Origin of the sequence: Chromobacterium paludis (genome assembly GCF_008275125.1) — a bacterium.
GTDB lineage: Bacteria > Pseudomonadota > Gammaproteobacteria > Burkholderiales > Chromobacteriaceae > Chromobacterium > Chromobacterium paludis.
The window spans coordinates 2,811,228-2,831,864 of the sequence record NZ_CP043473.1 but is presented as its reverse complement, the minus strand read 5'-3'; the positions used below and the strand labels follow the sequence as shown (position 1 = coordinate 2,831,864).

General features: G+C 57.7%; 22 protein-coding genes. 16 read left to right on the top strand and 6 right to left on the bottom strand.

The genetic code is table 11. The features are described 5' to 3' along the window. Positions 1-301 precede the first annotated feature (301 nt). The 10 genes from FYK34_RS13310 to FYK34_RS13270 all read left to right on the top strand — a co-directional run bounded on the left by FYK34_RS13310 (position 302) and on the right by FYK34_RS13270 (position 7,659). Positions 302-619: a hypothetical protein gene (locus FYK34_RS13310; protein WP_043637819.1), complete on the top strand. Its 318-nt coding sequence runs from the start codon at positions 302-304 to the stop codon at positions 617-619. Positions 620-621: 2 nt separating this feature from the next. Then, a complete protein-coding gene (locus tag FYK34_RS13305; RefSeq protein ID WP_149297187.1) occupies positions 622-2,490 on the top strand; it encodes a replication endonuclease in 1,869 nt (622 codons plus the stop codon). Positions 2,491-2,500: 10 nt separating this feature from the next. Then, complete coding sequence (locus tag FYK34_RS13300; RefSeq protein WP_043578782.1) at positions 2,501-2,710, top strand: hypothetical protein; 210 nt, start codon at positions 2,501-2,503, stop codon at positions 2,708-2,710. A 12-nt stretch (positions 2,711-2,722) separates the two neighbouring features. Then, complete coding sequence (locus tag FYK34_RS13295) at positions 2,723-2,971, top strand: hypothetical protein (RefSeq protein ID WP_043578785.1); 249 nt, start codon at positions 2,723-2,725, stop codon at positions 2,969-2,971. Positions 2,972-3,125: 154 nt separating this feature from the next. Then, positions 3,126-4,457, top strand: coding sequence for a hypothetical protein (locus FYK34_RS13290; RefSeq protein WP_149297185.1), 1,332 nt, complete (start codon positions 3,126-3,128; stop codon positions 4,455-4,457). Positions 4,458-4,459: 2 nt separating this feature from the next. Then, complete coding sequence (locus FYK34_RS13285; RefSeq protein WP_168209744.1) at positions 4,460-4,747, top strand: DUF2523 family protein; 288 nt, start codon at positions 4,460-4,462, stop codon at positions 4,745-4,747. An 11-nt stretch (positions 4,748-4,758) separates the two neighbouring features. Continuing rightward, positions 4,759-5,871: a zonular occludens toxin domain-containing protein gene (locus FYK34_RS13280; protein ID WP_149297181.1), complete on the top strand. Its 1,113-nt coding sequence runs from the start codon at positions 4,759-4,761 to the stop codon at positions 5,869-5,871. Continuing rightward, positions 5,868-7,160: a type II secretion system protein GspD gene (locus tag FYK34_RS13275; protein WP_149297180.1), complete on the top strand. Its 1,293-nt coding sequence runs from the start codon at positions 5,868-5,870 to the stop codon at positions 7,158-7,160. Before FYK34_RS13280 ends, FYK34_RS13275 begins: the two co-directional genes overlap by 4 nt. Before the next feature lie 120 nt (positions 7,161-7,280). After that, positions 7,281-7,409: a hypothetical protein gene (locus FYK34_RS21080; protein ID WP_255361861.1), complete on the top strand. Its 129-nt coding sequence runs from the start codon at positions 7,281-7,283 to the stop codon at positions 7,407-7,409. Between the two features lies 1 nt (position 7,410). Then, positions 7,411-7,659, top strand: coding sequence for a hypothetical protein (locus FYK34_RS13270; RefSeq protein WP_149297178.1), 249 nt, complete (start codon positions 7,411-7,413; stop codon positions 7,657-7,659). 418 nt (positions 7,660-8,077) lie between these two features. Here FYK34_RS13270 and FYK34_RS13265 read toward each other — a convergent pair whose 3' ends face one another. After that, on the bottom strand, positions 8,078-8,659 hold the full coding sequence (locus FYK34_RS13265) for a hypothetical protein (RefSeq protein ID WP_149297176.1): 582 nt from the start codon (positions 8,657-8,659) through the stop codon (positions 8,078-8,080). Positions 8,660-8,661: 2 nt separating this feature from the next. Further along, positions 8,662-9,606, bottom strand: coding sequence for a hypothetical protein (locus FYK34_RS13260; RefSeq protein WP_149297174.1), 945 nt, complete (start codon positions 9,604-9,606; stop codon positions 8,662-8,664). 880 nt (positions 9,607-10,486) lie between these two features. Here FYK34_RS13260 and FYK34_RS13255 point away from each other — a divergent pair. After that, positions 10,487-11,251, top strand: coding sequence for a DUF1223 domain-containing protein (locus tag FYK34_RS13255; protein ID WP_168209743.1), 765 nt, complete (start codon positions 10,487-10,489; stop codon positions 11,249-11,251). A 221-nt stretch (positions 11,252-11,472) separates the two neighbouring features. Further along, complete coding sequence (locus FYK34_RS13250) at positions 11,473-12,378, top strand: DUF3667 domain-containing protein (protein ID WP_149297170.1); 906 nt, start codon at positions 11,473-11,475, stop codon at positions 12,376-12,378. 26 nt (positions 12,379-12,404) lie between these two features. On the opposite strand, the gene mltA is transcribed toward FYK34_RS13250, so the two are convergent. Then, positions 12,405-13,652 (bottom strand): murein transglycosylase A, encoded by a 1,248-nt coding sequence (gene mltA, locus FYK34_RS13245; protein ID WP_231137262.1) that lies wholly within the window; start codon positions 13,650-13,652, stop codon positions 12,405-12,407. A gap of 212 nt (positions 13,653-13,864) precedes the next feature. On the opposite strand from mltA, the gene FYK34_RS13240 reads away from it, so the two are divergent. Beyond that, positions 13,865-14,179, top strand: a complete 315-nt coding sequence (locus FYK34_RS13240) for a BON domain-containing protein (protein WP_149297166.1) — start codon at positions 13,865-13,867, stop codon at positions 14,177-14,179. A gap of 74 nt (positions 14,180-14,253) precedes the next feature. Here FYK34_RS13240 and lysA read toward each other — a convergent pair whose 3' ends face one another. Next, complete coding sequence (lysA, locus tag FYK34_RS13235) at positions 14,254-15,486, bottom strand: diaminopimelate decarboxylase (RefSeq protein ID WP_149297164.1); 1,233 nt, start codon at positions 15,484-15,486, stop codon at positions 14,254-14,256. Positions 15,487-15,603: 117 nt separating this feature from the next. Between lysA and FYK34_RS13230 the strand changes: the two genes are divergently transcribed. Together FYK34_RS13230 and dtpA are read left to right on the top strand one after the other, a co-directional pair. Beyond that, a complete protein-coding gene (locus FYK34_RS13230) occupies positions 15,604-16,524 on the top strand; it encodes a LysR family transcriptional regulator (RefSeq protein ID WP_149297162.1) in 921 nt (306 codons plus the stop codon). A gap of 415 nt (positions 16,525-16,939) precedes the next feature. Then, positions 16,940-18,427 (top strand): dipeptide/tripeptide permease DtpA, encoded by a 1,488-nt coding sequence (gene dtpA, locus FYK34_RS13225; protein WP_149297160.1) that lies wholly within the window; start codon positions 16,940-16,942, stop codon positions 18,425-18,427. A 67-nt stretch (positions 18,428-18,494) separates the two neighbouring features. Here dtpA and FYK34_RS13220 read toward each other — a convergent pair whose 3' ends face one another. Then, complete coding sequence (locus FYK34_RS13220; RefSeq protein WP_149297158.1) at positions 18,495-19,202, bottom strand: alanyl-tRNA editing protein; 708 nt, start codon at positions 19,200-19,202, stop codon at positions 18,495-18,497. 151 nt (positions 19,203-19,353) lie between these two features. Between FYK34_RS13220 and FYK34_RS13215 the strand changes: the two genes are divergently transcribed. Continuing rightward, on the top strand, positions 19,354-20,031 hold the full coding sequence (locus FYK34_RS13215; protein ID WP_149297157.1) for a pseudouridine synthase: 678 nt from the start codon (positions 19,354-19,356) through the stop codon (positions 20,029-20,031). Positions 20,032-20,074: 43 nt separating this feature from the next. On the opposite strand, the gene FYK34_RS13210 is transcribed toward FYK34_RS13215, so the two are convergent. After that, the gene (locus tag FYK34_RS13210) at positions 20,075-20,599 is read right to left on the bottom strand and encodes a DUF2165 family protein (RefSeq protein ID WP_149297155.1); all 525 of its coding nucleotides are present in this window, start codon (positions 20,597-20,599) and stop codon (positions 20,075-20,077) included. Positions 20,600-20,637: the final 38 nt, after the last annotated feature.

Below are 20,637 nucleotides of genomic sequence, written 5' to 3'. Positions count from 1 at the left end.
TACATGGATCTATTGTGGGCAACGTTCTATCTCTTGACAACCTGGAGCGACCTCAAAGGAGCGGTGCTGACACTCCCTTGTTGTCCAACATTACCAGCCCATTAGTCACTCGAGAACTATTCAGCGCTATGTGCGGGGTGGCTCCTGGAGTGGTAGTTGGGTGGTGTAACCGTGGGCTTGTCCCATGCATAACGGTGGGGCGCTACAGCCTCATAAATCTAGAGTTGCTTCGTAAGCGCTGCTTGGAAAAAGAGTTCTCTTAAGCCTGACGTGAATATCAATCTTTGAAGAAGGAATCCACATGAGTACCCCTCAAGAAGCCATCAAGCTGAATTTGAAGCCGAATCAGTCCGTTCTGCGCGGACGCGTGAATACGATCCGTAAGTCAGAGGAATTTTTCTACACCGAAGTCACTCTGCCGGCACCAGATGAATACAGCCCGCCGGCTACTGTTGAAGTTCGTTCGAAAAAGCGGATAGGCCAGTCGGGAGAGACTATCGAATGCCTTGTGAGCTGCGGTGGCTATCGTGGCAAATCGTTTGTCTACACCGACAAGGAAACTGGCGAGCGCTTTTCTCGCCGGCCAGTTGTGAATAGCTACTACGCCATCGAGGACTAATCATGCTGCATCCGCTGTCACTCGAATACCGCCGCGCCTGCCTCGTGGAAGATCGTGAGTGGGTGGATAGCTGGCTCCGTGCCGTTCCCACGCAGTTCGCCAAGCGGATTCGGCGGCAGCATAACAAGCTGCTTTTTTCCGAGGAGTTCCGGTACGACGGCGATGCCCGTCGTGCCGCCAACCTGTACGTGCAAGACTGCCGTGATCACTTTGTGAAAATTGGTGGTGGTCAAAATTTAGCAGCTAGTCACGACGAATTACGCCAGGCAGCGGTAGAAACAGTGCAACACATTCTGAACGTTCGGCGCTGGTCTAATGGAGCAGATTACCCAACCATCTTTCAGAGCCTGTCTGGCTACCTGGCAGAGCGTGGGGTGTTTCTCTGGGATGATGAAAATGCTCCTGAGGATGGAGTACGCCTGATTCTATCCAGTAAAAAGAAAATAACGTTTGAGTCCCAGTTTCAACGAATAACCGATGAAAAATTCTGGCGTACGGTTTATGGAACGGAACTCCCTCGAAAGGTAGAGTCTGAGGCGATCCGCATTGGCCTAGTCAATCAGCAAAACGGGCTATACGTATCAGATGATACGCTGGACCGATTTCGCTTGCAGCGCTGCCGAAACCGCGCACTGCTGGAAAGCCTAGTGGCATTTAATGAATTGGGCGACAAGTTTACTTTAGCCGAATTAGCTGATCTATCCGTATCGAATCCAGATGTTCGCCGCGCTGAACTGATGACCCGTATTGCTGGTTTCGAAGCCATTGCCCGTTCTTTGGAGCATGTGGCTCTTTTTCTGACGATTACTTGTCCATCACTTTTCCATGCCTTCCGTAAACTTGAGAAGGGCAGGGTAATCAAGAATCCTAAATATAACGGCAGTACCCCACGGCAAGCACAGCAATACCTATCCCGCGTTTATTCCTACATACGTGCGGAGCTACATCGTCGAAAGATTTCCCCTTACGGCTTCCGCATCGCAGAACCGCACCACGATGGCTGTCCACATTGGCACTTGCTGTTGTTTGTTCCGGCAAATCAGGTGGGTGAGCTGGTCTCGATCTTCCGTGAGTACGCAACTCGTCAAGATCGTGAAGAGTTGGCCGGAAATCTCGAGGCACGCTTCAAGTGCATTGAAATTGATTGGGCGCGTGGCACGGCTGCTGGTTATGTCGCCAAGTATGTTTGCAAGAACGTGGATGGTAAGAAAAGCAATGGCGATGCGGTAGGTATCAACTTTGACGGACTTGATACGGTCACTGCAGCCGAGCGTGTGCGGGCTTGGGCATCGTGTTGGGGGATTCGCCAGTTTCAGCAGGTCGGCGTCGCGCCTGTCACCTTGTGGCGCGAGCTGCGGCGTATCGCTGCGAACGACGGCACGGTGATAGACAGTGAAGTGATCCGCCGGGCAGCTGAAGCTGCCGATGCCGGTGATTGGGCGGGTTTTGTGCGAGCGCTGGGTGGTACTGGGCTTAGGTTGAGTGATTTGCCCATACGGCTATGCCGCGAAACCGGCCGTACAAACCGGTATGGCGAGGAAGTCGGAGTTCGTATTCTGGGTGTCGCTGACTGCGAGGATGGTGTCTTCATTCAATCCCGACGCCATGAATGGACGGTCGAGTTCGAACCTAACCGCGAGCGAAACGAGCCCGCAGTTAGTTCGACTAGTGTCAATAACTGTACGAAACCCACTTTTGTCGAAGCTAGGGCCGATGTGAGAGGAGGGGCTAACCGCCCACAGTTGCCCTGCCTCGTGAATCGATCGGATAGCGTTGGGCTGGATTTCAGTTCAGACCCAACTTTCTCCCGGTTATCCAATTCTGCGACGCACCCGCGAAGGCCACCCCATGGCTCAGTGCGTCCGCTCTGATGAGTCCGGCTTGCTGCATCTGGATACGACCCAGATCGAGCAATGCCAGACCCTCGTACTGCTTTCGCCGCAGGAGTATGCCGCGATGCAGAAATCCCAATCGGTCAACTGGCAAACGGCTGGCGTTTTCTGGGCGTTCGCCTTTGCCATGGTTGTATCGAGCTGGGTTATTGCCCGCTATGGGGCCTTCTTGTTCAAACCGTTCAAAACCCGTGTTTAAAAGGAAAACGCAATGCACACCAATGCTCATATCAAAAAACTTGCTCTGGTTGCCATCTTGGCAGTCCCGGCGCTCGCCTTTGCTGCGGACCCCGCTCCGGCTACTAGCGGCGTGGATACTGCGGCGCTTATCGACAGTTTCGTGGCTGCATTCCCTGTCGCTAAGGTAGCCCAAGCCGTGGCCTCGATCTGCATCAGCATGATCGGCCTGGTTGCCATCGGCTTCGCTTTCGATGCTGTACGCAAGCGCATGAAGGGCTAAGCGTCCGGACCCGGACTTTCGCATGCGAAAGTCCGGGCATTTCGACTGATCAATCTGTTGAAGGAATGCACATGGCTGCTGAATGGTGGTATCTGGCTGCTTTCGCACTGGGAGTCTCTTGCGGGAACGCTGTGGTCCAAGGGCTCAAATCCATATGAAGCGTTTACTATGTGGCGCTGCCATTGTGCTGTCTCAGGGCGCTTTAGCCGGTTCTGCCCTGGTGAATGGAATGCCGTCCTCATCTGTCGCTGTCAACGCAGCAATGGGCGCTGCATTGGCGGATAAACTGGCCACGCTCAAAGTGAATACCCAGCTTGGCGCACAGATCATGCGAACGGTTGCCCGTTCGTCAGCTGTTCGATTCTTGGGGAAGTCAGTAGTGTTAGCGGCGCCGCTGATGATGGCCGTGAATACCGGGGTATTCGATGAGCAAACGCCAGGGGTGTTGGTACATGGTGACGGTGCCAGCGTTACATTCTCTGGTCCGAGTATGGACCTGTCGCAGATGCCAACACGTGCCTTACCTTCATCCAGCCTGGTGGATGCTCTGATGGTGATGGGCTACCCCAACGATGCAGTCTTTGCTAATCGTCCCAATGGTGACACCGCGATCTTCCTGCGTACCAAGCAATATGCTTGTCCAACGCCGGACACTGTTTGCAACTGCCCCCGCGGCACTCTGGATGCTTCTGGCTATAGCGTTTCGGCCTGCACAGGACTTGGCTATGTCGGTGATAACCATATCTACCAACTGGTCCTTATCATGGAGAAGACCCCTCCCAAGCTGTTGAAGGACCTACGCTATCAACCTCGGCCAATCACTAGCAATACTCTTGCAGCATCAGACTTGCCGGACTCCCGTGCCAATGATCAAGTGAACCCTGCACTTATTGCTGCCGCGCTTTCTTCAGCAATAGATGATGCGCGGCAGCGTGCGCCAGGTCTTGCATGGCCTCCGGAGTTATCCCGTCCCAATTCGATCAGCGCATCCGATATCAAGGCTACTGGTGTATCTACTCCGCTGAGCGGTGCATTAGCTCCTATTGCGGTTGGCTCTAATGATCAGGCTCCGGCCGGCTGGGCCGATGCCCGCCCCGGGACGCCATATTGGGACCCGTCAATTACTCTGCCTGGAACATGGGGTGGTACTGGCGCTACTACCAATACGGGCACCGGTAGCCAAGGCACAACCGTCGATCTTGGAACTGCGCCGACGGTAGCTGAACCGCAGTTGGAAGAGACGCCTACCGGTTTACAGATCATGCAGCCCGTCATTGATGCCTTGAACCCATTGAAGGGCGTGGCCTTGCCCTCCGGCGATGGTCAATGCCCTTCAGTTGATCTGGATTTGTCCTTTTTCCGAGAAGGGGCGGTGCATCACTTGGATGAGCAATGCGCCATGCTCGAGAAGGTTCGTCCCATTCTGGAGCCTGTCTTTGCTGCCTGCTGGGGGCTGATGGCGTTCTTTATCGTATTGAGGGCATAGCCATGTGGGCATTTCTGCAATCGGCAATCTGGACCGCCTTGGGATGGATTTTTCGCTCGGTGCTGGTCAAGTTCGTGGTCGCCTTTGGCATGTTTTTCGTGGTGAAAATCTTGGCTGAAGTCATCACCTATGCCCTACCCAATGCGCTCAATTTGTCCGGCTTGATTCGGGCTGTGCCGGCAGGCGTTTGGTACTACGCCAGTCTCCTGCAACTTCAATATGGCTTGCCGCTGATCGTTAGCGCCTCTATCAGCCGTTTTCTCATCCGGCGCTTGCCAGTCATCGGCTAAGGAACTCCATCATGGCCATGTACGTTTATTGCGGCTTGCAAGGCTCGGGCAAGTCATTCGAAGCAGTCAAATCGGTTATCGTTCCCGCTATCGCCCAGGGGCGGCGTGTGCTCACCAATATCCGCAACATCCGGCAAGATAAGATTCATGCCCTGATCGAACGTAAGGCGCTTGCCAAACCAGAGGCACCACTCGGGGAAATCGTCCCTCTGACGCCGGAAATCATCCTCGCACCGAATTTTTTCTTTGATCCCGAGTTGCTGCTGGCCACCAATGGCGAGGTCGATAGCTTCGTCAGACCCGGTGATCTAGTGGTGATCGATGAGGCCTGGGAAACCCATGGCCCGGATCGCAAGCTATCGGAAGAGCACAAGAAGTTCTTCCGAATGCATCGCCACTATGCACATCCAGTTACTGGTGTGACCTGCGATCTGGTCTTTCTCTGCCAGGACATCGACACGTCGCTGAATCGCTTTGTCAAAGCCACGATTCAGCAGACGTTCCACATGAAAAAGCATACCGCGCTCGCGGCCATCCCGTATTGGAAGAATCGCTATGTGATCACCATTTACGAAGGCCACAAGATGCGCATCAAGGATGTCATCAGCCAGTATCAGGCCAAGTACGACAAAGATTACTTCGGGCTGTATGACTCGCATGTCGGTGGCGTCGGTAAAGAGGTTAAGGTAGATGGGCGTGCCACACTCTTTACCAAGAAAAACGCGCTGGTTTTCAGCTGCGCGCTGCTTGCGCCAGCTGCTGGCCTTTACGGCTTATACAGTGTGTTTGCTCCCTATCTGCTGGGTGATTCGCACAAGCCGGCGGCACCGCAAACCAAGCAAACAGCCGATGCCTCATCCTCCGGCTTGCTGGAAGAAAAGCTATCTGTCGGTAAGTCTTCTTCTTCGGGGAAAAGCAGGGTAGCCCTCGTGGGCTACTTGTCTACCGGGGACAACATTCGGGTGCTGGTCAGAACCCCGGAAGGCATCCAAACGGTGACGCCGACTAGATTCGTGCCTGACGGATTTGCCACCTCTGCCGAGGTAGATGGCCAGGCAGTCTCGTTTTCGTCTGGTTCAGCTAAGAGTGATGCATCGTTGCTCGGGGAGGCGTTGCCCAAATGAATGTTTCGCGCCCGCTCGCTGCTCTGTCCTTGCTGGGTCTGATGGCGACAGGCCATTGCCAGGCCACGCCGCTACCGCCCACCGCAGCATTTGGCAAATCGATTCCCGGCATTTCGATGACCTTCGACCGTATCCCGGTCAGCGACTTTGTAATGGCCTATTACACCCAAATTCAGAAGTCGCCATTCGTCATTGACCCGACAGCCGCCAAGTCCGACGCCGTATTCACCATGTCGCTAGAGCGCATCCCGCCGGCACAGGTGAAAAGCATGTTCATGGAGGCCATGCGCAGTGCTGGATTCCTCGTTCAACGCCGTGGCGGGGTGGATTTCATCCGATTGCGCGAAGACGGCGAAAAGCCCATTGCCGACCAAGTGTTCATCTATCACCCGCGCTTCCGCGATGCCAACTACCTGAGCGACCTGATCGGCGGTTTGTTCGCTACTGGCCACTTCGTGCAAAACCGCCCGGCACCGCGTAGCGACGGAGCCCCCAAGGCCAGCAACGACAGGGGTGACTCCCCGCTGAGCCTGCAAAGCCGGCCGACCGATACGCTGGTCTTCAACGGTACCGAAGAGGAAGTAGCCAAGCTGAAAGGCTATCTGGCCAGCCTGGATACGCCAGCCAAGCAAGTGCGTGTCCGGGCGGTCGTCTACGAGGTCAGCGGCAGCAGCAACGAAGGTTTCAACCTGGGGGCAGTCATTCGCAGTGCCTCGCAAAAGCTGTCGCTACACATCGGTGCGGCAGGTGCGGCCGTTGCCGGTTCTTCGGTATTCCGCTTGCAGTCCACATCGCTGGATGTTCTGGCCGAGCTGTTTGCCACGGATAGCCGGTTCAATGTCGTCACGCGCCCGGATGTGTTGGCTGCAGATGGCCAGCTGACTCGCTTCCAGTCCGGGGAGAACGTTCCCGTTCTTGGCCAGGTCAGCTACGACAACAAGGGCAACCCGCTCCAATCCGTCGATTACAAGCCGTCAGGGATCGTGATCGAGGCCCGGCCGCAGATTCGTGGTGAAGTGGTCAGCCTGCAACTTAACCAAGAAGTCTCCAACTTCGTTCCCACCAAGACTGGGGTCAATAGCTCGCCCACGCTTATGACGCGCAACCTGACCACGACTTTTGATGCCAAGCCCGGCGACGTATACGTCATCGGCGGCCTCAAGACACAGAAGGAGACACAAGACCGCAGCTTCTTCCCCTTCACATCCTGGGCTGTGAGCAACGCGAAGCAATTGAGCAGCAGCGAAATAGTGGTGTTGGTGCAAGTCGAGGATGCCACGCCGATTTGATCCCCTCCGCTGTTGCCGCCGTGGCAGCTCCCGCAGCGGAGCGAGGACAGCATGCCACGGCGGTAACAGCGCAGGACCGAGCACGATGCCGTGAAGCATCGACAACAGAAAGGAACCATCATGCTTTTGAACTGGATTCTGGTGGCATGGGACGAACGCCACCGCAGCATCTTCTGGCAAACCCGCTACTTCTGGCTGGCCTTGGCAACTGCGCTCTGGCTGATTCGTCGTTTGATTCTGGAGGCATGACATGTCAGACCACAAGCAAGACCCGATTATCATGCCGACACCGGATGGTCCTCTGAACTTGACCGAATACACCTACGCCACCCATGCTTACCTCGTGACGACACCTGAAGGACATCGGCTCATGATGGTTCGTGACAATAAGGCGAATGCGCCATTTCTTGCGGAGAAACGCCCTTTATGGGAAAAAGAGGGTTACCAGATCGAGTACTTGCCTTTGGCGGATGCCAGGCGCAAGCTATTAGGAGGCTGAATGGCACCATCTGCGTTGATAGGACTCGTTGTCTTCGGGACAATGTTCGCACTGTTTGTTCTGTATGCAGGCAGCCATCGCGTGCCTTCCAAACCAAGACAACCTTCTAGTGGGCGAGATTTAAGAAAAGACAATGATTAGTTTTTATGGGTACGCTGTAATTAATCCTTGCCTTTGCAAGCTCTTTTCGGTTTCCGAATGCGAGGAGTGTGTTAGTAGGTGGGAGGGCCTATGACTGAGGAGTCATTTTTTGCATTGCTTGTGGTCGTTGTTTTATTTGGCTTGCTCTGCATATACGCAGGTATTTATCGGCACATGAAGAAGAAGGTCAAAGCAAAGCGCTAAGTCAAATGACTTATATTTGTCTCGTTTCAGTCGGGAGGGAGCTTTGAAACTCCCTCTCTTTATTTTGAGATGGCTAGTTTAGAGGATTGCGGGGTGAGTCCTCTTCTTCGCTTTGTGAGGTGGTTTTATTTTTATCACGCTCTTCGGTAAGCTCATTCTCAAAAAGACTGTGAATTCTTTTCAAAATCATAAGCAAAGTTATGATTAATTGAAATATTAGGAATAGTATAAGCAGTCTGTTTCCTGTTGGAAAGTATCCACCCTTTATATAAAACAGAAGGCAGGTTGCCACCAATACAACAGATATTAGAATGCTATAACTAATGTTTGAAAAGGTTTCTGTTAGTATTTTTTCAAAAATTTCTCGTCTGTTTTTACTGTTCTGATCTGGAGGGGTTGGGCGTTGTCTTGATAAGACGGTATATACCAGTACTAGTAAGTTAAGTAATAGACCGGCGAATATTGAGGCTGCAGTGACAACTCCGTTGACAAATGATTCTGTTATGTCAAATTTTATTGAAAGCCCAAGTGCAAAAACAAATGGAATAATGTAGAAGACAATAAAATCAGACCAGCATACATCAGGCGATGTACTGTTTCTTAGTGTTTTCACATGAGAAATGATGATTGATTTTATGTTGATTTTACTTAGCATGGTTATACCATTGAAGTTGCTATGTCTATAGCAATATCCCTAACGGTGTCAGATATGGGGTAGCCTGTGCTGTCATACTTAACTTCATCGGATATGTCTACATTCGTTATTATTGAGCCGAGCTTTCCAAGGTCAATCTTTCTTGTTTTGCTTCCAATCTGAACATCAACTTTGATTGTGTCAAATTCAACATCGGGAAATTCGACAATCGATTTAAAGTCAGGAGCGTTATGTTTTAGCAGGCGTGATAACACGCCACTTCCTAAGAGTGAGCCAAATCTTTTTGCTTTTATTATCAACTCCATTTCTTCTGGCTCTGCGTCAGCGTCATATTTTTTTAGTCGATCAGTGATGTCTGATGGAACATCTTTTCTGATAAATCTAAAATTCTTTACTAAGCCACTTTTTAAGATGTGCTCCATAGCTTTGGCAGGAGATATTCTTGATAGTTCCATGTCAAGGCCTGGGTTAGATTGCTTGAAATGATTAATGTAAGTGTCTAAGAAATATCCCTTTATTCCGGCAGTACCATTTTTTTGTAAACATAGTACCCCTCTGTTTAAATTGGCAGGTGCGTATAGCAGAAAAGTAAACGGCTGCATCATTGCATCAGCGACTTTTTTATTATAGGCTACCGGGTCAGATGCCGTTCCAACTTTTGTTGTATCCAATAGTCTTGAGGCTTTTCCACTCTCTCCTGTCTCAAGGATGCCATAGGTATATCTTTCTTTTAATGCTAATTTCGAGCTTTTGTATTCTGTGACATTGTAAGATAGAAATCCAGCAGTGGACTTCTTCATGTGGTTTTGTGGTGAGTTTAATTTTGATTTGGCATACTGATGCAAGTCTTTTATGACATCCTTTCCAGGGGAGTAGGAGTCAAGGTTAAGATATTTTCCAGTTTGAATTTCTTTGATTCTGATATTGTAGAAGGCTAAGTAATGCATTTTTTTCCAAGGGTAATTTTATGATTTAATAATCGGGTTTTTAATATGAATAGATTCAGTAAGTTGCTATTAAAATTAGGTATCGGTTTGGGCATGCCATCTGGCAATGCTGTTATCATTAACACATGCTATGATAAATTGCAAGGGTGCGTTATCCGTTTTTATACGTAGGGAAAATTTGATTTACCTAGTACAAGTATCCTGCGCTTTGTTGGTTTTGTGATCGATTTAAAATTAGGTGCAATCAATTCAGATGACTACATACATAACGGCTATAAAAGCTAAGTATTTCTAAGTATTTTTTTAACTGTTTGTTGTGAATTCGTATGCGCCTTGTCAAGGGTGGCCGTAGGCCACTTGTCTTGCCCTTGACAAGCGTAGGCAGGATACCCTGAATCAGGGGCTGGGGTGGTTCACCCCAGCCCCTGAGGATCAAACGCGGTCGTTTGTGGGGTGTGGGGCAAGGCCCCACGGTTTTATGCTTGGGGAGCTGATAGTGCCCAATAGAAAACGAGTAGATGTGTACTTCCCGCCGCTTACTCAGGAAGAGCGAGAATGGCTTGATGCCGCACCTGTTGGAATGGAGTGGGGAAGCGAGGAGTGGGACAAGAAGTTCAACGAAGGATCAACGCTATTGTCAGCTGATGAAGCTGTAAAGTTAGATGATAGCGATTAAGTCATTGTAAAGTTATGCATTGTTAGGCAAAGTTGCCCGTTGGTATGGACTCATAATCCGTTGGTGCGGGGTTCGACTCCCCGGGGGGCCACCAGATTTTCTCAGCCGCCTTGCGCAAGCATGGCGGCTTTGTCATTTTTGTCTGTCAGCAATCTCCTCTTGTTTCGACTCATTCGGGAAGACCGCATCGTGGAGGGCGTTCAGATGAGGCGATTTCTTAAAGCGGGCGCCGGCTTGCTGCTGCTGGGCGCGCTGACTCAGGCTTGCGCGGCGCCAAGCTGTCTTGCGCAAGCCGAGTCGCGGGGGCGGGTGTCGTTGCTGGAGCTGTATACATCGGAAGGCTGCAGCAGTTGTCCTCCGGCCGATGAGTGGCTGGCTGGCTTGGCCTCGGCGGGGCTGGGGCTGCGGCAGGTCGTGCCGCTGGCTTTCCATGTCGATTACTGGGATGCGCTGGGCTGGCGCGATCGTTTCGCCAACGCGGATTATTCTCGCCGCCAGCGCGATGCGGCGGCGCGGGACGGGCGGGCGGTGGTGTATACGCCGCAGCTACGCCTGAACGGGAGGGACGTGGCGCTCTCCGGCTATGCAGACCTGCGCAAGGTCCTGCCAATGGACGCCGCGGCGCCGTCACTCTGGCTCAGTCTGGCGCCGTCCGGCGATGGCGTGGAGGCGACGGTGGCTTTGCGCTCGGCCGCGCCGCCTGCGGCGCGGCTGATGCTGGCCTTGTACGAAAATGGCCTGCAGAGCCGCGTGCTGGCGGGGGAAAATGCCGGAAGACGACTGCGGCACGACGCGGTGGTGCGAGCGCTGGCGGGGCCGCTGGCGCTGACGGACGGGAAAACGCAGCTGCGGCGGCTACTGGTTTTTGCGCCGGGCCAGCGGGCCGCGGCCAGCGGCGTGGCGGCCTGGCTGGAGGATGAGTCGGGACGGCCCTTGCAGGCGGTGGCGGCCGCGTGCGGCGGTGGCTGATGTGCCGGGCGCCTTTCGCGCCGACGCTTCCTGGTTCCGGGCAGGCGGAGCATGCATTGCGGCGCGCGCAAGGCCCTGGTTCTTCGCGGAATGCGTCCCGCCGCGACCGTTCGGCAAGCTCAACAGCCGCTCGCTGGAGTGCGATGGTTTGAGTAAAAAATGTTCTTGGCATGGCTGGTGCAGCTGGCTAAGATCGACACTTTACTTGCTGGCGCCAAGCAATGAGTCAAGCCCACCCTTCGATCCCACCCCAGTCTTGCGCCAATTGCGGCCATGCCGCCCAGGGGCATTTCTGCGCGGAGTGCGGTCAGAAAACGCATATCGAGATTCCCACGCTGTGGGAGTTCATCCACGAGTATCTGCACCACTATGTCAGCCTGGAGGGCGCGTTGACGCGCAGCCTGTGGCTGTTGGTCGCGCGGCCGGGACATTTGACCGGTGAGTATCTGCGGGGGCGGCGCCAGCGTTACGTCAAACCGTTTCAGCTTTATCTGAGCATCAGTTTCATTTTCTTTGTGCAGCTTGGCCTGCTGAGTGGGCCCGTGGTGCGCTTCGATGCGCCGCCCGCGCCTGCCGCGGCGCAGCCTGCCATGCGCGATGGCTTGCCGAGCAAGGAGAAGGCGTCTCCGCTGTTGGCGGCAGGCGATGGCAGCGAGGTGAGCGTGGGCCGGACTGGCATCGCGCAGGTGGATGAGTGGCTGGGGCAATGGGGCCACTACCTGGACCGCAAGCTGAATGCCTTCCGCGTGCATCCGGCAGAGGCCAATGCGGAGCTGTTGCATTCGCTGCGCGGCCACGCGCCCTATGCGCTGTTCGGCCTGATGCCGATGTTCGCCTTGTTGCTGTGGCTGGCTTACTTTGGCCGGCACCGTGTCTACGGCGCGCACCTAGTGTTCACGCTGCATTTCCACAGCTGGCTGTTTTTGGTGCTGTGCCTGGGTTTTGTCCTGCCGGTGGTATCCGGCTGGCTGTTTTTTGCCGGCACGCCGGTCTATTTATGGCTGGCGCAGCGGCGGGTCTATGGCGGTGGAAAACTGGCGATTGCCTTCAAGACGCTGGGGCTGTTGTTGACTTACACCGTTTTGGTTTGCCTGGGCATGGCGTTGCTGCTGGCGGTATCGCTGTAAACAAAACGGGGCCGAGGCCCCGTTGCTCATAGTGCCGCCGCCGGCGTCAGGCCTTTGGGCAGCAACAGCCACATGCAGCCCTGCTGCTTCATGCGGCCGGCGTACATGCCGGCCTCGGTGCCGTAGCCCCAGAACAGGTCGGCGCGCAGCGCGCCCTTGATGGCGCTGCCGGTGTCCTGGGCGTTGACCAGCCGCACCAGCGGCTCGCTGGAGTGCGGCCAGGTGGTGGACAGATAGATGGGCGCGCCCAGCGGGATGTAGCGCGGGTCCACGGCAATGCTGTAGCCGCCGGTCAGCGGCACGCCCAGCGCGCCTATCGGCCCGCCGTCGTCGCCGGGCAGCGTCTTGAAGAAGATGTAGCTGGGATTGACCGCGAACAGTTCGTCGCGGCGCTGCGGATGGCGCGCCAGCCAGTCCTTGATGCCTTGCATGGAGGCTTGCCCCAGGGTCATTTCGCCCTTGTCCACCAGCCATTTGCCTATCGATTGGTAGGGGTAGCCGTTCTGGTCGGCGAAGCCGACGTGTAGGAAGCTGCCGTCGTCCAGCTGGATGCGGCCGGAGCCTTGCACTTGCAGGAAGAACAACTCCACCGGGTCTTCCACCCAGGCCAGCACCGGCGCGCTGCCGGCTATGCTGCCTTGATTGATCTGGCCGCGCGTGAAGTAGGGCAGCAGCCGCGAGCCGGACAGACGACCCTTCAGACGGGTGCCGCGCGGGTCGGCGGCGAAGTCGGCCGGATGGATCTCGATATCGCCGTTGGCGGCCAGCACCAGGCGGTTGGGGCCGGCCTGCCTGGCGCGCAGCGTGCCGCGACCGCGCTGGCTCATTGGCACGTCCACGCTGACCATGTCGCGCGGCACGCCGTAGACCGGCCATGGCGTGCGCTCGGAGCGCGTGCGGCTGCCGTTGAGCAGCGGCTCGTAATAGCCGGTGATCAGGCCGCTGTCGCGGTTGGCGTCTTGCAGCTTCCAGGCGGTGAAGCGGTTTTCGAAAAAGCGGCGCACGGCGTCGGCATCGCCTTCGGGCAAGACGGCCGCCTCACGGCAGACGCCGTTCCAAGCCGATTTTTTTTGCAGCGCGCGGCAGCTTTGACGCAGCCCTTGCAGGCTGTCGGCCAGCGATTGCCGTTGCCAGTCGGGCAGGGCGGCGGGATTGTCGCTGGAGGCGGCGGAAGGGGCGGTGGTTTCGATGGGCGCGCGCGGCGGCGTGGTGCCGCAACCTGCCAGCGCGAGCAGGGCCAGCCAGAGCGGCCAGGCGGTAGAGAATGATTTCAACTTCATGCTTCCAGACGGGCTTGTCGTGAGGGTTTGCCAGCCATTGTAACCTGCGCGCCGCATGGTGTGGCGCGGCGTGGCGGCGCTTAGCGTGATGTCATTGAGTCGCAACAAAACTGAAAAGTTTCCCCGTTAACATGGCTGCATTCTGTGTGATCCGTGGATAGCGGGTCTTGGCTTTGGACATTTGTCGCGAGAAATTGGAGAGAATGATGAAACAAGTTGCAAGCCGTATTCTGATGCTGGCCGCCCTGAGCCTGTCCGGCGTGTTCGCCGCCCATGCCGCTTACGCCGACGAGGCCGCCGTGGCCGCGCCGACCGACGAGCAGCTGGTTGTCAGCGTGAAGCAGGCGCTGGACGCCGATAGCGAGCTGAAGGCGCTGGATCTGAAAGTTTCCAGCAAGAAGGGCGAAGTGACCATCGAAGGCATGATGAACGACGACCAGCAGATGTTCAAGGCCGGCCAGATCGCCGAGAAGGTGCCGGGCGTCAAGTTCGTCATCAACAATATGCAGGCTAAGAGCTAATCATCCGCCAGGATGAGGGAATGCGCGAAGAAGCCGGGCTGAGCCCGGCTTTTTTGCGTCTGGCGGTGGCCGGTTTAGGCTTCCAGCGCCAGCAGCTCGGCCATGGTCTGGCGGCGGCGGATCAGCCGCGCGGCGCCGCCTTCTAGCAGCACTTCCGCCAGCAGCGGGCGGCTGTTGTAGTTGGAGGACATGGTCGCGCCGTAGGCCCCGGCGTCGTGGAACACCATCAGGTCGCCGACTTCAGCGGGCGGCAGCGCGCGCGTTTCCACCGTGCCGCCGGCCTGCTGGGTGAAGACGTCGCCCGACTCGCACAACGGTCCGGCCACCACGGTGTCGATGGCGCCGCGTTTCTCCGCGCCGTCGGCCGTCAGCAGGGTGATGCGGTGGTAGCTGCCGTACAAGGAGGGCCGCATCAGGTCGTTGAAGCCGGCGTCCACCAGCACGAAATGGCGGCTGCCCATATTCTTGATCGCGCGCACCTCCGCCAGCAGCGCGCCAGACTCCGCCACCAGGAAGCGGCCGGGCTCGATTTCCAGGCGCACCGGGTGGCCAAGCCTGGCGGCGATGCGCTGCCGCGCGGCATCCCATAGCTGGAAGTAATGGGCGGTGTCGATGCGGGCGTCGCCTTCGCGATAAGCGATGGACAAGCCGCCGCCGGCGGAAATGGCCTCGATGTCGCAGTCCAGGCGCGCCACCAGTTCCACCATGGCGTCGCACACGCGCGCCAGGTGGCGATAATCCACGCCGGAGCCGATGTGCATGTGGATGCCGATCAGGCGCAGTCCATATTGCTTCGCGGTTTGCAGCGCCTCCGCCAGATCGCCGTGCCAGATGCCGTGTTTGCTGTTTTCGCCGCCGGTATTGGTTTTCTGGCTATGGCCGTGGCCAAAGCCCGGATTGATGCGCAGCCACACCGCATGGCCGGGCGAACGTTCGCCTAGCTGGCGCAGCATGTCGATGGAGCCGGCATTCAGCGGGATGCCCGTTTCCGCCACCTTTTCCAGCGTGGCGCGGTCCAGCACGTCGGCGGTGAAGACGATGTCGGAAGGCTCTCCGCCTCCGGCCTGGTAGCCGGCGGCCAGCGCGCGCTCGATCTCGCCCAGCGATACCGCGTCCACCTTGACGCCTTCGGCGCGCATCAGCCGCAGGATGTGGGTGTTGGAGTTCGCCTTCTGTGCGTAGCGTATGGTGTCGAAGGCCTTCAGCTCGGCGATGCGGCTGCGTATGGTCTCGGCGTCGTAGACCCAGAGCGGGGAGCCGTATTGCTGGGCGATGGCGGCGAGTTGGCGATGGTCGAAGGGTGGCATGGCTGCTTTTCCGGAGGATATGGCACCATGATCGTGCTAATCAGCACAAAAATAAAATAATATTGTGTCGATATGGCTTTCATTTTTGATATGGCCATCGCGTGAATAGGGGGGAGCATGTCGGTCAATCTGCGGCATATAGAAGTTTTCCGGGCGGTGATGACCTCGGGCAGCGTCAGCGGCGCCGCCAGGCTGCTGCATACCTCGCAGCCTACGATCAGCCGAGAGCTGGCGCGTTGCGAGCAATTGCTGGGCTTGAGCCTGTTTGAGCGCGGCCATGGACGGCTGCGGCCCACCCAGCAGGCCTTGCAGCTGTTCGCCGAGGTGGAGCGCAGTTTCGTCGGCCTGGAGCGCATCGTCAGCAGCGCGGCGGCCATACGCCAGTTTGCCGGCGGCCAGCTGACCATCGCCTGTCTGCCGGTGTTCGCGCAGACGCTGTTGCCGGCGGCGTGCGGCCGCTTTCTGCAGAAGCTGCCTGAAGTTGGCGTGGACATCAGTCCGCAGGAGTCGCCTTGGCTGGAGGAATGGCTGGCGGCGCAGCGCTTCGATCTGGGGCTGATCGAACAGGAGCAGGCGCCGGCGGGGTGCCAGGTTTTGCCGTTATGGCAGGGAGACGAGCTCTGCGTGATGCCGGCCGATCATGATTTGACCGGCAAGCGCAGCCTGGCGGCGCGCGACTTCGAGGGTTTGCCTTTCATCAGCTTGGCGCCCAGCGACGCTTACCGCCAGCAGGTGGATGCCTGGTTCGCGGAGGAAGGCGTGAGCCGCCGGCAGCAATTGTCCACGCATAGCGCCGCCGCGGTGTGCGCCATGGTCAGGCAGGGGCTGGGCGTCGCCATCGTCAACCCGCTGACCGCGCTGGATGAGGCTGGACGTGGTCTGGCGGTCAGGCCGCTGCAGCGGTCGATACCGTTTTCCTTGCGGCTGGTGCTGCCGCAGTTCCGGCCGGCTTCGCCCCTGCCGCAGCAGTTCATTACTTGCCTGAGGCAGGAGATGGCTGAAGTGGGGCGACGTTTGGCAGCCTTGCTGCCGCGCTAGGCGATGGCGCATCGGCATTTCATCAATTGCAAAATAAGCAATAATATTTCCATAAATTTTTATATTTATTAAATTTATTGTTGCAAATTAAATTTATTCGGCAACTTAACTTGAAAGTGAGCGTTTATTAATATTCCATGGCTTGCCCTTGTCATCTGCTGTGGAAATTTTGGTCAGTAAATTTGACATTGGTGCGCGCTTGCTTCATCAATAGTTCTGGGCGAAACAATTCGGCGTAAAACTATGAATTTGCATGGAATTGCGCAGAAATGATCGCAAATCAGCCTCATTCCCCGTAGTGAACACTGTCTGTCTTACCTTGCGTGGCGAAATTCCGGCGGCTTGGCCGCCAGGCGTTGCGTATCGGGAAGTTTCCCTGGGTCCACAGCTGTTCCGATTCCAAAAGGAACCCATCATGACGCAGAGCGCGCTTAACCCCTTGCGGCAGCCCAAGCCGTTTTATTTGATCTTTACCATCGAGTTCTGGGAACGCTTCGGATTCTATGGCCTGCAGGGCATCCTGGCCGTTTACCTCGTGAAGGCGCTGGGCCTGCGCGAAGCCGAATCGTTCACGCTGTTTTCCGCCTTCATCGCGCTGGTGTACGGCCTGGTGTCCGTAGGCGGCTGGCTGGGCGACAAAGTGCTGGGCACCCGCCGCACCATCCTGCTGGGCGCGCTGGTGCTGACCGCCGGCTATGCCATGGTGACCGCGTCCGCCGGCAATATCAGCCTGCTGTATCTGGGCATGGGCACCATCGCGGTGGGCAACGGGCTGTTCAAGGCCAATCCGTCCTCGCTGCTGTCCAAGTGCTACGAGGCGAACGACCCGCGGCTGGACGGCGCCTTCACCATGTATTACATGGCCATCAATGTCGGCTCGCTGCTGTCCATGCTGGCTACGCCATGGCTGGCGGACCGCTTTGGCTATGCGCATGCGTTTGCCTTGTCCGTGGCCGGCATGGTCATCACCGTGCTCAATTTCCTGCTGATGCAGGGCTGGGTGAAGGCGTATGGCTCGGAGGCGGATTTCCGCTCCCCCAGGCTGGGCACCTGGCTGGCCGTGCTGGCCGGCGTGGCGCTGGCCTGCTGCATCGCGGCGCTGCTGCTCAAGCATGAGCGGATCGCCAATGGCGTGCTGGCCGTGCTCTCCATCGGCGTGGTGGGCTTCTTCGTCAAGGAAACGCTGCAACTGACAGGCGCCGCGCGCAAGAAAATGATCGTGGCCGCGGTGCTGATGCTGCAAGCGACGGTGTTCTTCGTGCTCTACAACCAGATGCCGCTGTCGCTGAACTTCTTCGCCATCCACAACACGGTGCATACCCTGTTCGGCATCCCGGTGCAGCCGGAACAGTTCATGTCGCTGAACCCGTTCTGGATCATGCTGGCCAGTCCGCTGCTTGCCGTCTGCTACAACAAGCTGGGCGACCGCTTGCCCATGCCGCACAAATTCGCCATTGGCATGGTGCTGTGCGCCGGCGCTTTCCTGGTGCTGCCGCTGGGGGCCAGGTACGCCAATGCGCAGGGCCTGGTGTCGTCCAACTGGATGGTGCTGAGCTACTTGCTGCAAAGCCTGGGCGAACTGCTGATTTCCGGCCTGGGCCTGGCCATGGTGGCGCGGCTGGTGCCGCAGCGGCTGATGGGCTTCATCATGGGGGCGTGGTTCCTGACGTCCGCCGCGTCGTCGGTGATCGCCGGCAAGGTGGCCGGCCTGACCGCGGCGCCGGATCATGTGACCGATCCGCTGGCCACGCTGGAAATCTACAGCCGCGTGTTTACCCAGATCGGCGTGGTGACCGGCGGCATCGCCGTGCTGACCATCTTGCTGGCGCCATGGCTGCACCGCATGACTCAGGACGATAAGCCGGCGCAGCCGGAGCACGAGCTGGCGCTGGACGCGCGCTGAGCCAGCCGGCAATAAAACACAAGGGGGACCGGAAGGTCCCCCTTGGTTATGGGCGAGCCTGTCGCGCTTAGTCCACCAGCTCCACCACCACGCGCTTATTGCGCGCGCCCTTGTTTTCTATCTTTTTCACCCGCATGCGGCCCACTTCGCCGGTGCGCGCCACGTGGGTGCCGCCACAGGGCTGCAAGTCCACGCCGGCGATCTCGATCAGGCGGATTTCCGGCAGATGCAAGGGAGGGGTCACCGACATGGTGCGGATCAGCTCCGGCTGCGCCTTCAGCGCTTCGCCGCTGGTCATGCTGATGGTGACGGGTAGGTCAGCCGCCACCAGCCGGTTCAGCTCCCTCTCTATATGTTCCTTGTCCAGCTCCATATCCTCCGGCACGTCGAAATCCAGCCGGCCGGATTCGGCGGTCATATTGCCGCCGGTGACGCCGGTCTTGATCACCACGCCCAGCAAGTGCAGGCCGGTGTGGATGCGCATGTGGCGGTAACGGCGTTCCCAGTCCAGCTCCAGTGTCACTTCGGTTCCGGGCGGGAGACGGGCCTCGCCTTCGGTTTGGTGCAGGATGACGCGGCTTTCGCGGTCGCGGCGGGTGTCTACGATGCGCAGCGTGCTGCCGTCGGCCGCGGTCAGCGTGGCCGTATCGCCCGGCTGGCCGCCGCCCAGCGGGTAGCACAGCGTGTCTTCCAGCGCGAGGCCGGCGTCGTCGTGGCGCAGCACGCGGGTGGAGAGGCAGGTCTGGTAAGCATCTTGGTAGAACTGTTCAGCCATGGGGTGTCCTTGTTTGCTCTTGTCATGACAGAGTGCAGGCGGCGCAGGGGGATTTCAAGTGACAGCGCCGTGGCCAAACTACGGTAACAGCTTGTCGTCCCCGGCCTTCGCGCCGATAATCGCCGCCAATCGAATTTCAAAGCCGCTAACCATGCAAAGACACAATCTGGAACATTACAACCCGCCGCCGGACACCGGACTCAATGTGATCTATGTCGATGACTGCCTGCTGGTGCTGGACAAGCCCAGCGGCCTGCTGTCGGTGCCTGGGCGCGGCGACGACAAGGCCGACTGCCTGATCAGCCGCGCGCAGAAGGTTTACCCGGACGCACTGACCGTGCACCGCCTGGACATGGACACCTCCGGCTTGGTGGTGATGGGGCGCGGCCCGGAGATGCAGCGCGCGCTGTCCATCGCCTTCATGGACCGCAAGGTGAAGAAGCGCTACCTCGCGGTGGTGGACGGCATCGTGGAGAGCAATAGCGGCGTCATCGATCTGCCGCTGATCATAGACTGGCCCAACCGGCCGCGGCAGAAAGTGGACTTTGCCGAAGGCAAGGAGGCCATCACCCGCTACCGGGTGATCCTGCGCGACACCACGCGCAACGTCAGCCGCATGGAGCTGGACCCGCAAACCGGCCGCGCCCACCAGCTGCGCATGCACATGCTGCATCTGGAGTCCGGCCATCCCATCCTGGGCGACAACATCTATGCGCCGCCGGAGGCGCTGGCCAAGGCCGACCGCCTGCTGCTGCACGCGTCGCGGCTGGTGTTGCGCCATCCGGTGACGTTTGAAGAGATGGAGTTCGAGGCCCCGGCGCCGTTCTGATCTACTTTGCCGCCCGCAAAAACCGCATCTCGATGCGGTTTTTTTATGCGGCGGAGGCTTCCGGCTGGTTCACATAGATCAGCGCCAGCAGGGCGATGCCGGAGAAGGCGTAGGCGCTGAACTGGCCGTTGAACTGATTGGCCCACATGGCGAAGTATTCGCCGCCGATCACGGCGAAGCCGGTGTGCCATACCAGGATGGCCAAGGCCGCGCCCAGGGTGAAGCAAGCCTTGCCGCGCGCGAGCCAGACCCGGCGCGCGGGGCAGACCGCTGCCAGCAGCATGGCGCCGCCGGCCGCGCACAGCGCGCCCACCGCCAGCTCGCCGGCGATGATGGCGGCGTAGGCCAGCCGCTGGATCGTTTCATCGTGGATGGCGCGGCCGCGCAAGGCCTCGCCGTGGAACCACGGCTGCATGGTGTCCATGCTCAGCACATGGCGGACAAACTGCCAGTTGGAGTCGTAATCGAGCAGATTGCCGCTGGCCACCATCAGGCCGAACAGGCCGATGGACAGGGCGATCAAGGCCTTGCTGAACAATTGGGCGAACAGGTGCGGAGAGGGTTTCATCGTTATCCTTTTATGTCCAAGGTTTGGACATGAATGAA

Excerpts from the sequence above, each read along its gene's own strand:
- FYK34_RS13250 (WP_149297170.1), top strand. The coding sequence starts at position 11,473 with ATGAGTCAAGCCCACCCTTCGATCCCACCCCAGTCTTGCGCCAATTGC.
- FYK34_RS13270 (WP_149297178.1), top strand. The coding sequence starts at position 7,411 with ATGTCAGACCACAAGCAAGACCCGATTATCATGCCGACACCGGATGGT.
- FYK34_RS21080 (WP_255361861.1), top strand. The coding sequence starts at position 7,281 with ATGCTTTTGAACTGGATTCTGGTGGCATGGGACGAACGCCACCGCAGC.
- lysA (WP_149297164.1), bottom strand. The coding sequence starts at position 15,486 with ATGCCACCCTTCGACCATCGCCAACTCGCCGCCATCGCCCAGCAATAC.
- FYK34_RS13275 (WP_149297180.1), top strand. The coding sequence starts at position 5,868 with ATGAATGTTTCGCGCCCGCTCGCTGCTCTGTCCTTGCTGGGTCTGATG.
- FYK34_RS13260 (WP_149297174.1), bottom strand. The coding sequence starts at position 9,606 with ATGCATTACTTAGCCTTCTACAATATCAGAATCAAAGAAATTCAAACT.
- FYK34_RS13240 (WP_149297166.1), top strand. The coding sequence starts at position 13,865 with ATGAAACAAGTTGCAAGCCGTATTCTGATGCTGGCCGCCCTGAGCCTG.
- dtpA (WP_149297160.1), top strand. The coding sequence starts at position 16,940 with ATGACGCAGAGCGCGCTTAACCCCTTGCGGCAGCCCAAGCCGTTTTAT.
- FYK34_RS13305 (WP_149297187.1), top strand. The coding sequence starts at position 622 with ATGCTGCATCCGCTGTCACTCGAATACCGCCGCGCCTGCCTCGTGGAA.
- FYK34_RS13220 (WP_149297158.1), bottom strand. The coding sequence starts at position 19,202 with ATGGCTGAACAGTTCTACCAAGATGCTTACCAGACCTGCCTCTCCACC.
- FYK34_RS13285 (WP_168209744.1), top strand. The coding sequence starts at position 4,460 with ATGTGGGCATTTCTGCAATCGGCAATCTGGACCGCCTTGGGATGGATT.
- FYK34_RS13295 (WP_043578785.1), top strand. The coding sequence starts at position 2,723 with ATGCACACCAATGCTCATATCAAAAAACTTGCTCTGGTTGCCATCTTG.
- FYK34_RS13290 (WP_149297185.1), top strand. The coding sequence starts at position 3,126 with ATGAAGCGTTTACTATGTGGCGCTGCCATTGTGCTGTCTCAGGGCGCT.
- FYK34_RS13280 (WP_149297181.1), top strand. The coding sequence starts at position 4,759 with ATGGCCATGTACGTTTATTGCGGCTTGCAAGGCTCGGGCAAGTCATTC.
- FYK34_RS13310 (WP_043637819.1), top strand. The coding sequence starts at position 302 with ATGAGTACCCCTCAAGAAGCCATCAAGCTGAATTTGAAGCCGAATCAG.
- FYK34_RS13215 (WP_149297157.1), top strand. The coding sequence starts at position 19,354 with ATGCAAAGACACAATCTGGAACATTACAACCCGCCGCCGGACACCGGA.
- FYK34_RS13230 (WP_149297162.1), top strand. The coding sequence starts at position 15,604 with ATGTCGGTCAATCTGCGGCATATAGAAGTTTTCCGGGCGGTGATGACC.
- FYK34_RS13265 (WP_149297176.1), bottom strand. The coding sequence starts at position 8,659 with ATGCTAAGTAAAATCAACATAAAATCAATCATCATTTCTCATGTGAAA.
- FYK34_RS13210 (WP_149297155.1), bottom strand. The coding sequence starts at position 20,599 with ATGAAACCCTCTCCGCACCTGTTCGCCCAATTGTTCAGCAAGGCCTTG.
- FYK34_RS13255 (WP_168209743.1), top strand. The coding sequence starts at position 10,487 with ATGAGGCGATTTCTTAAAGCGGGCGCCGGCTTGCTGCTGCTGGGCGCG.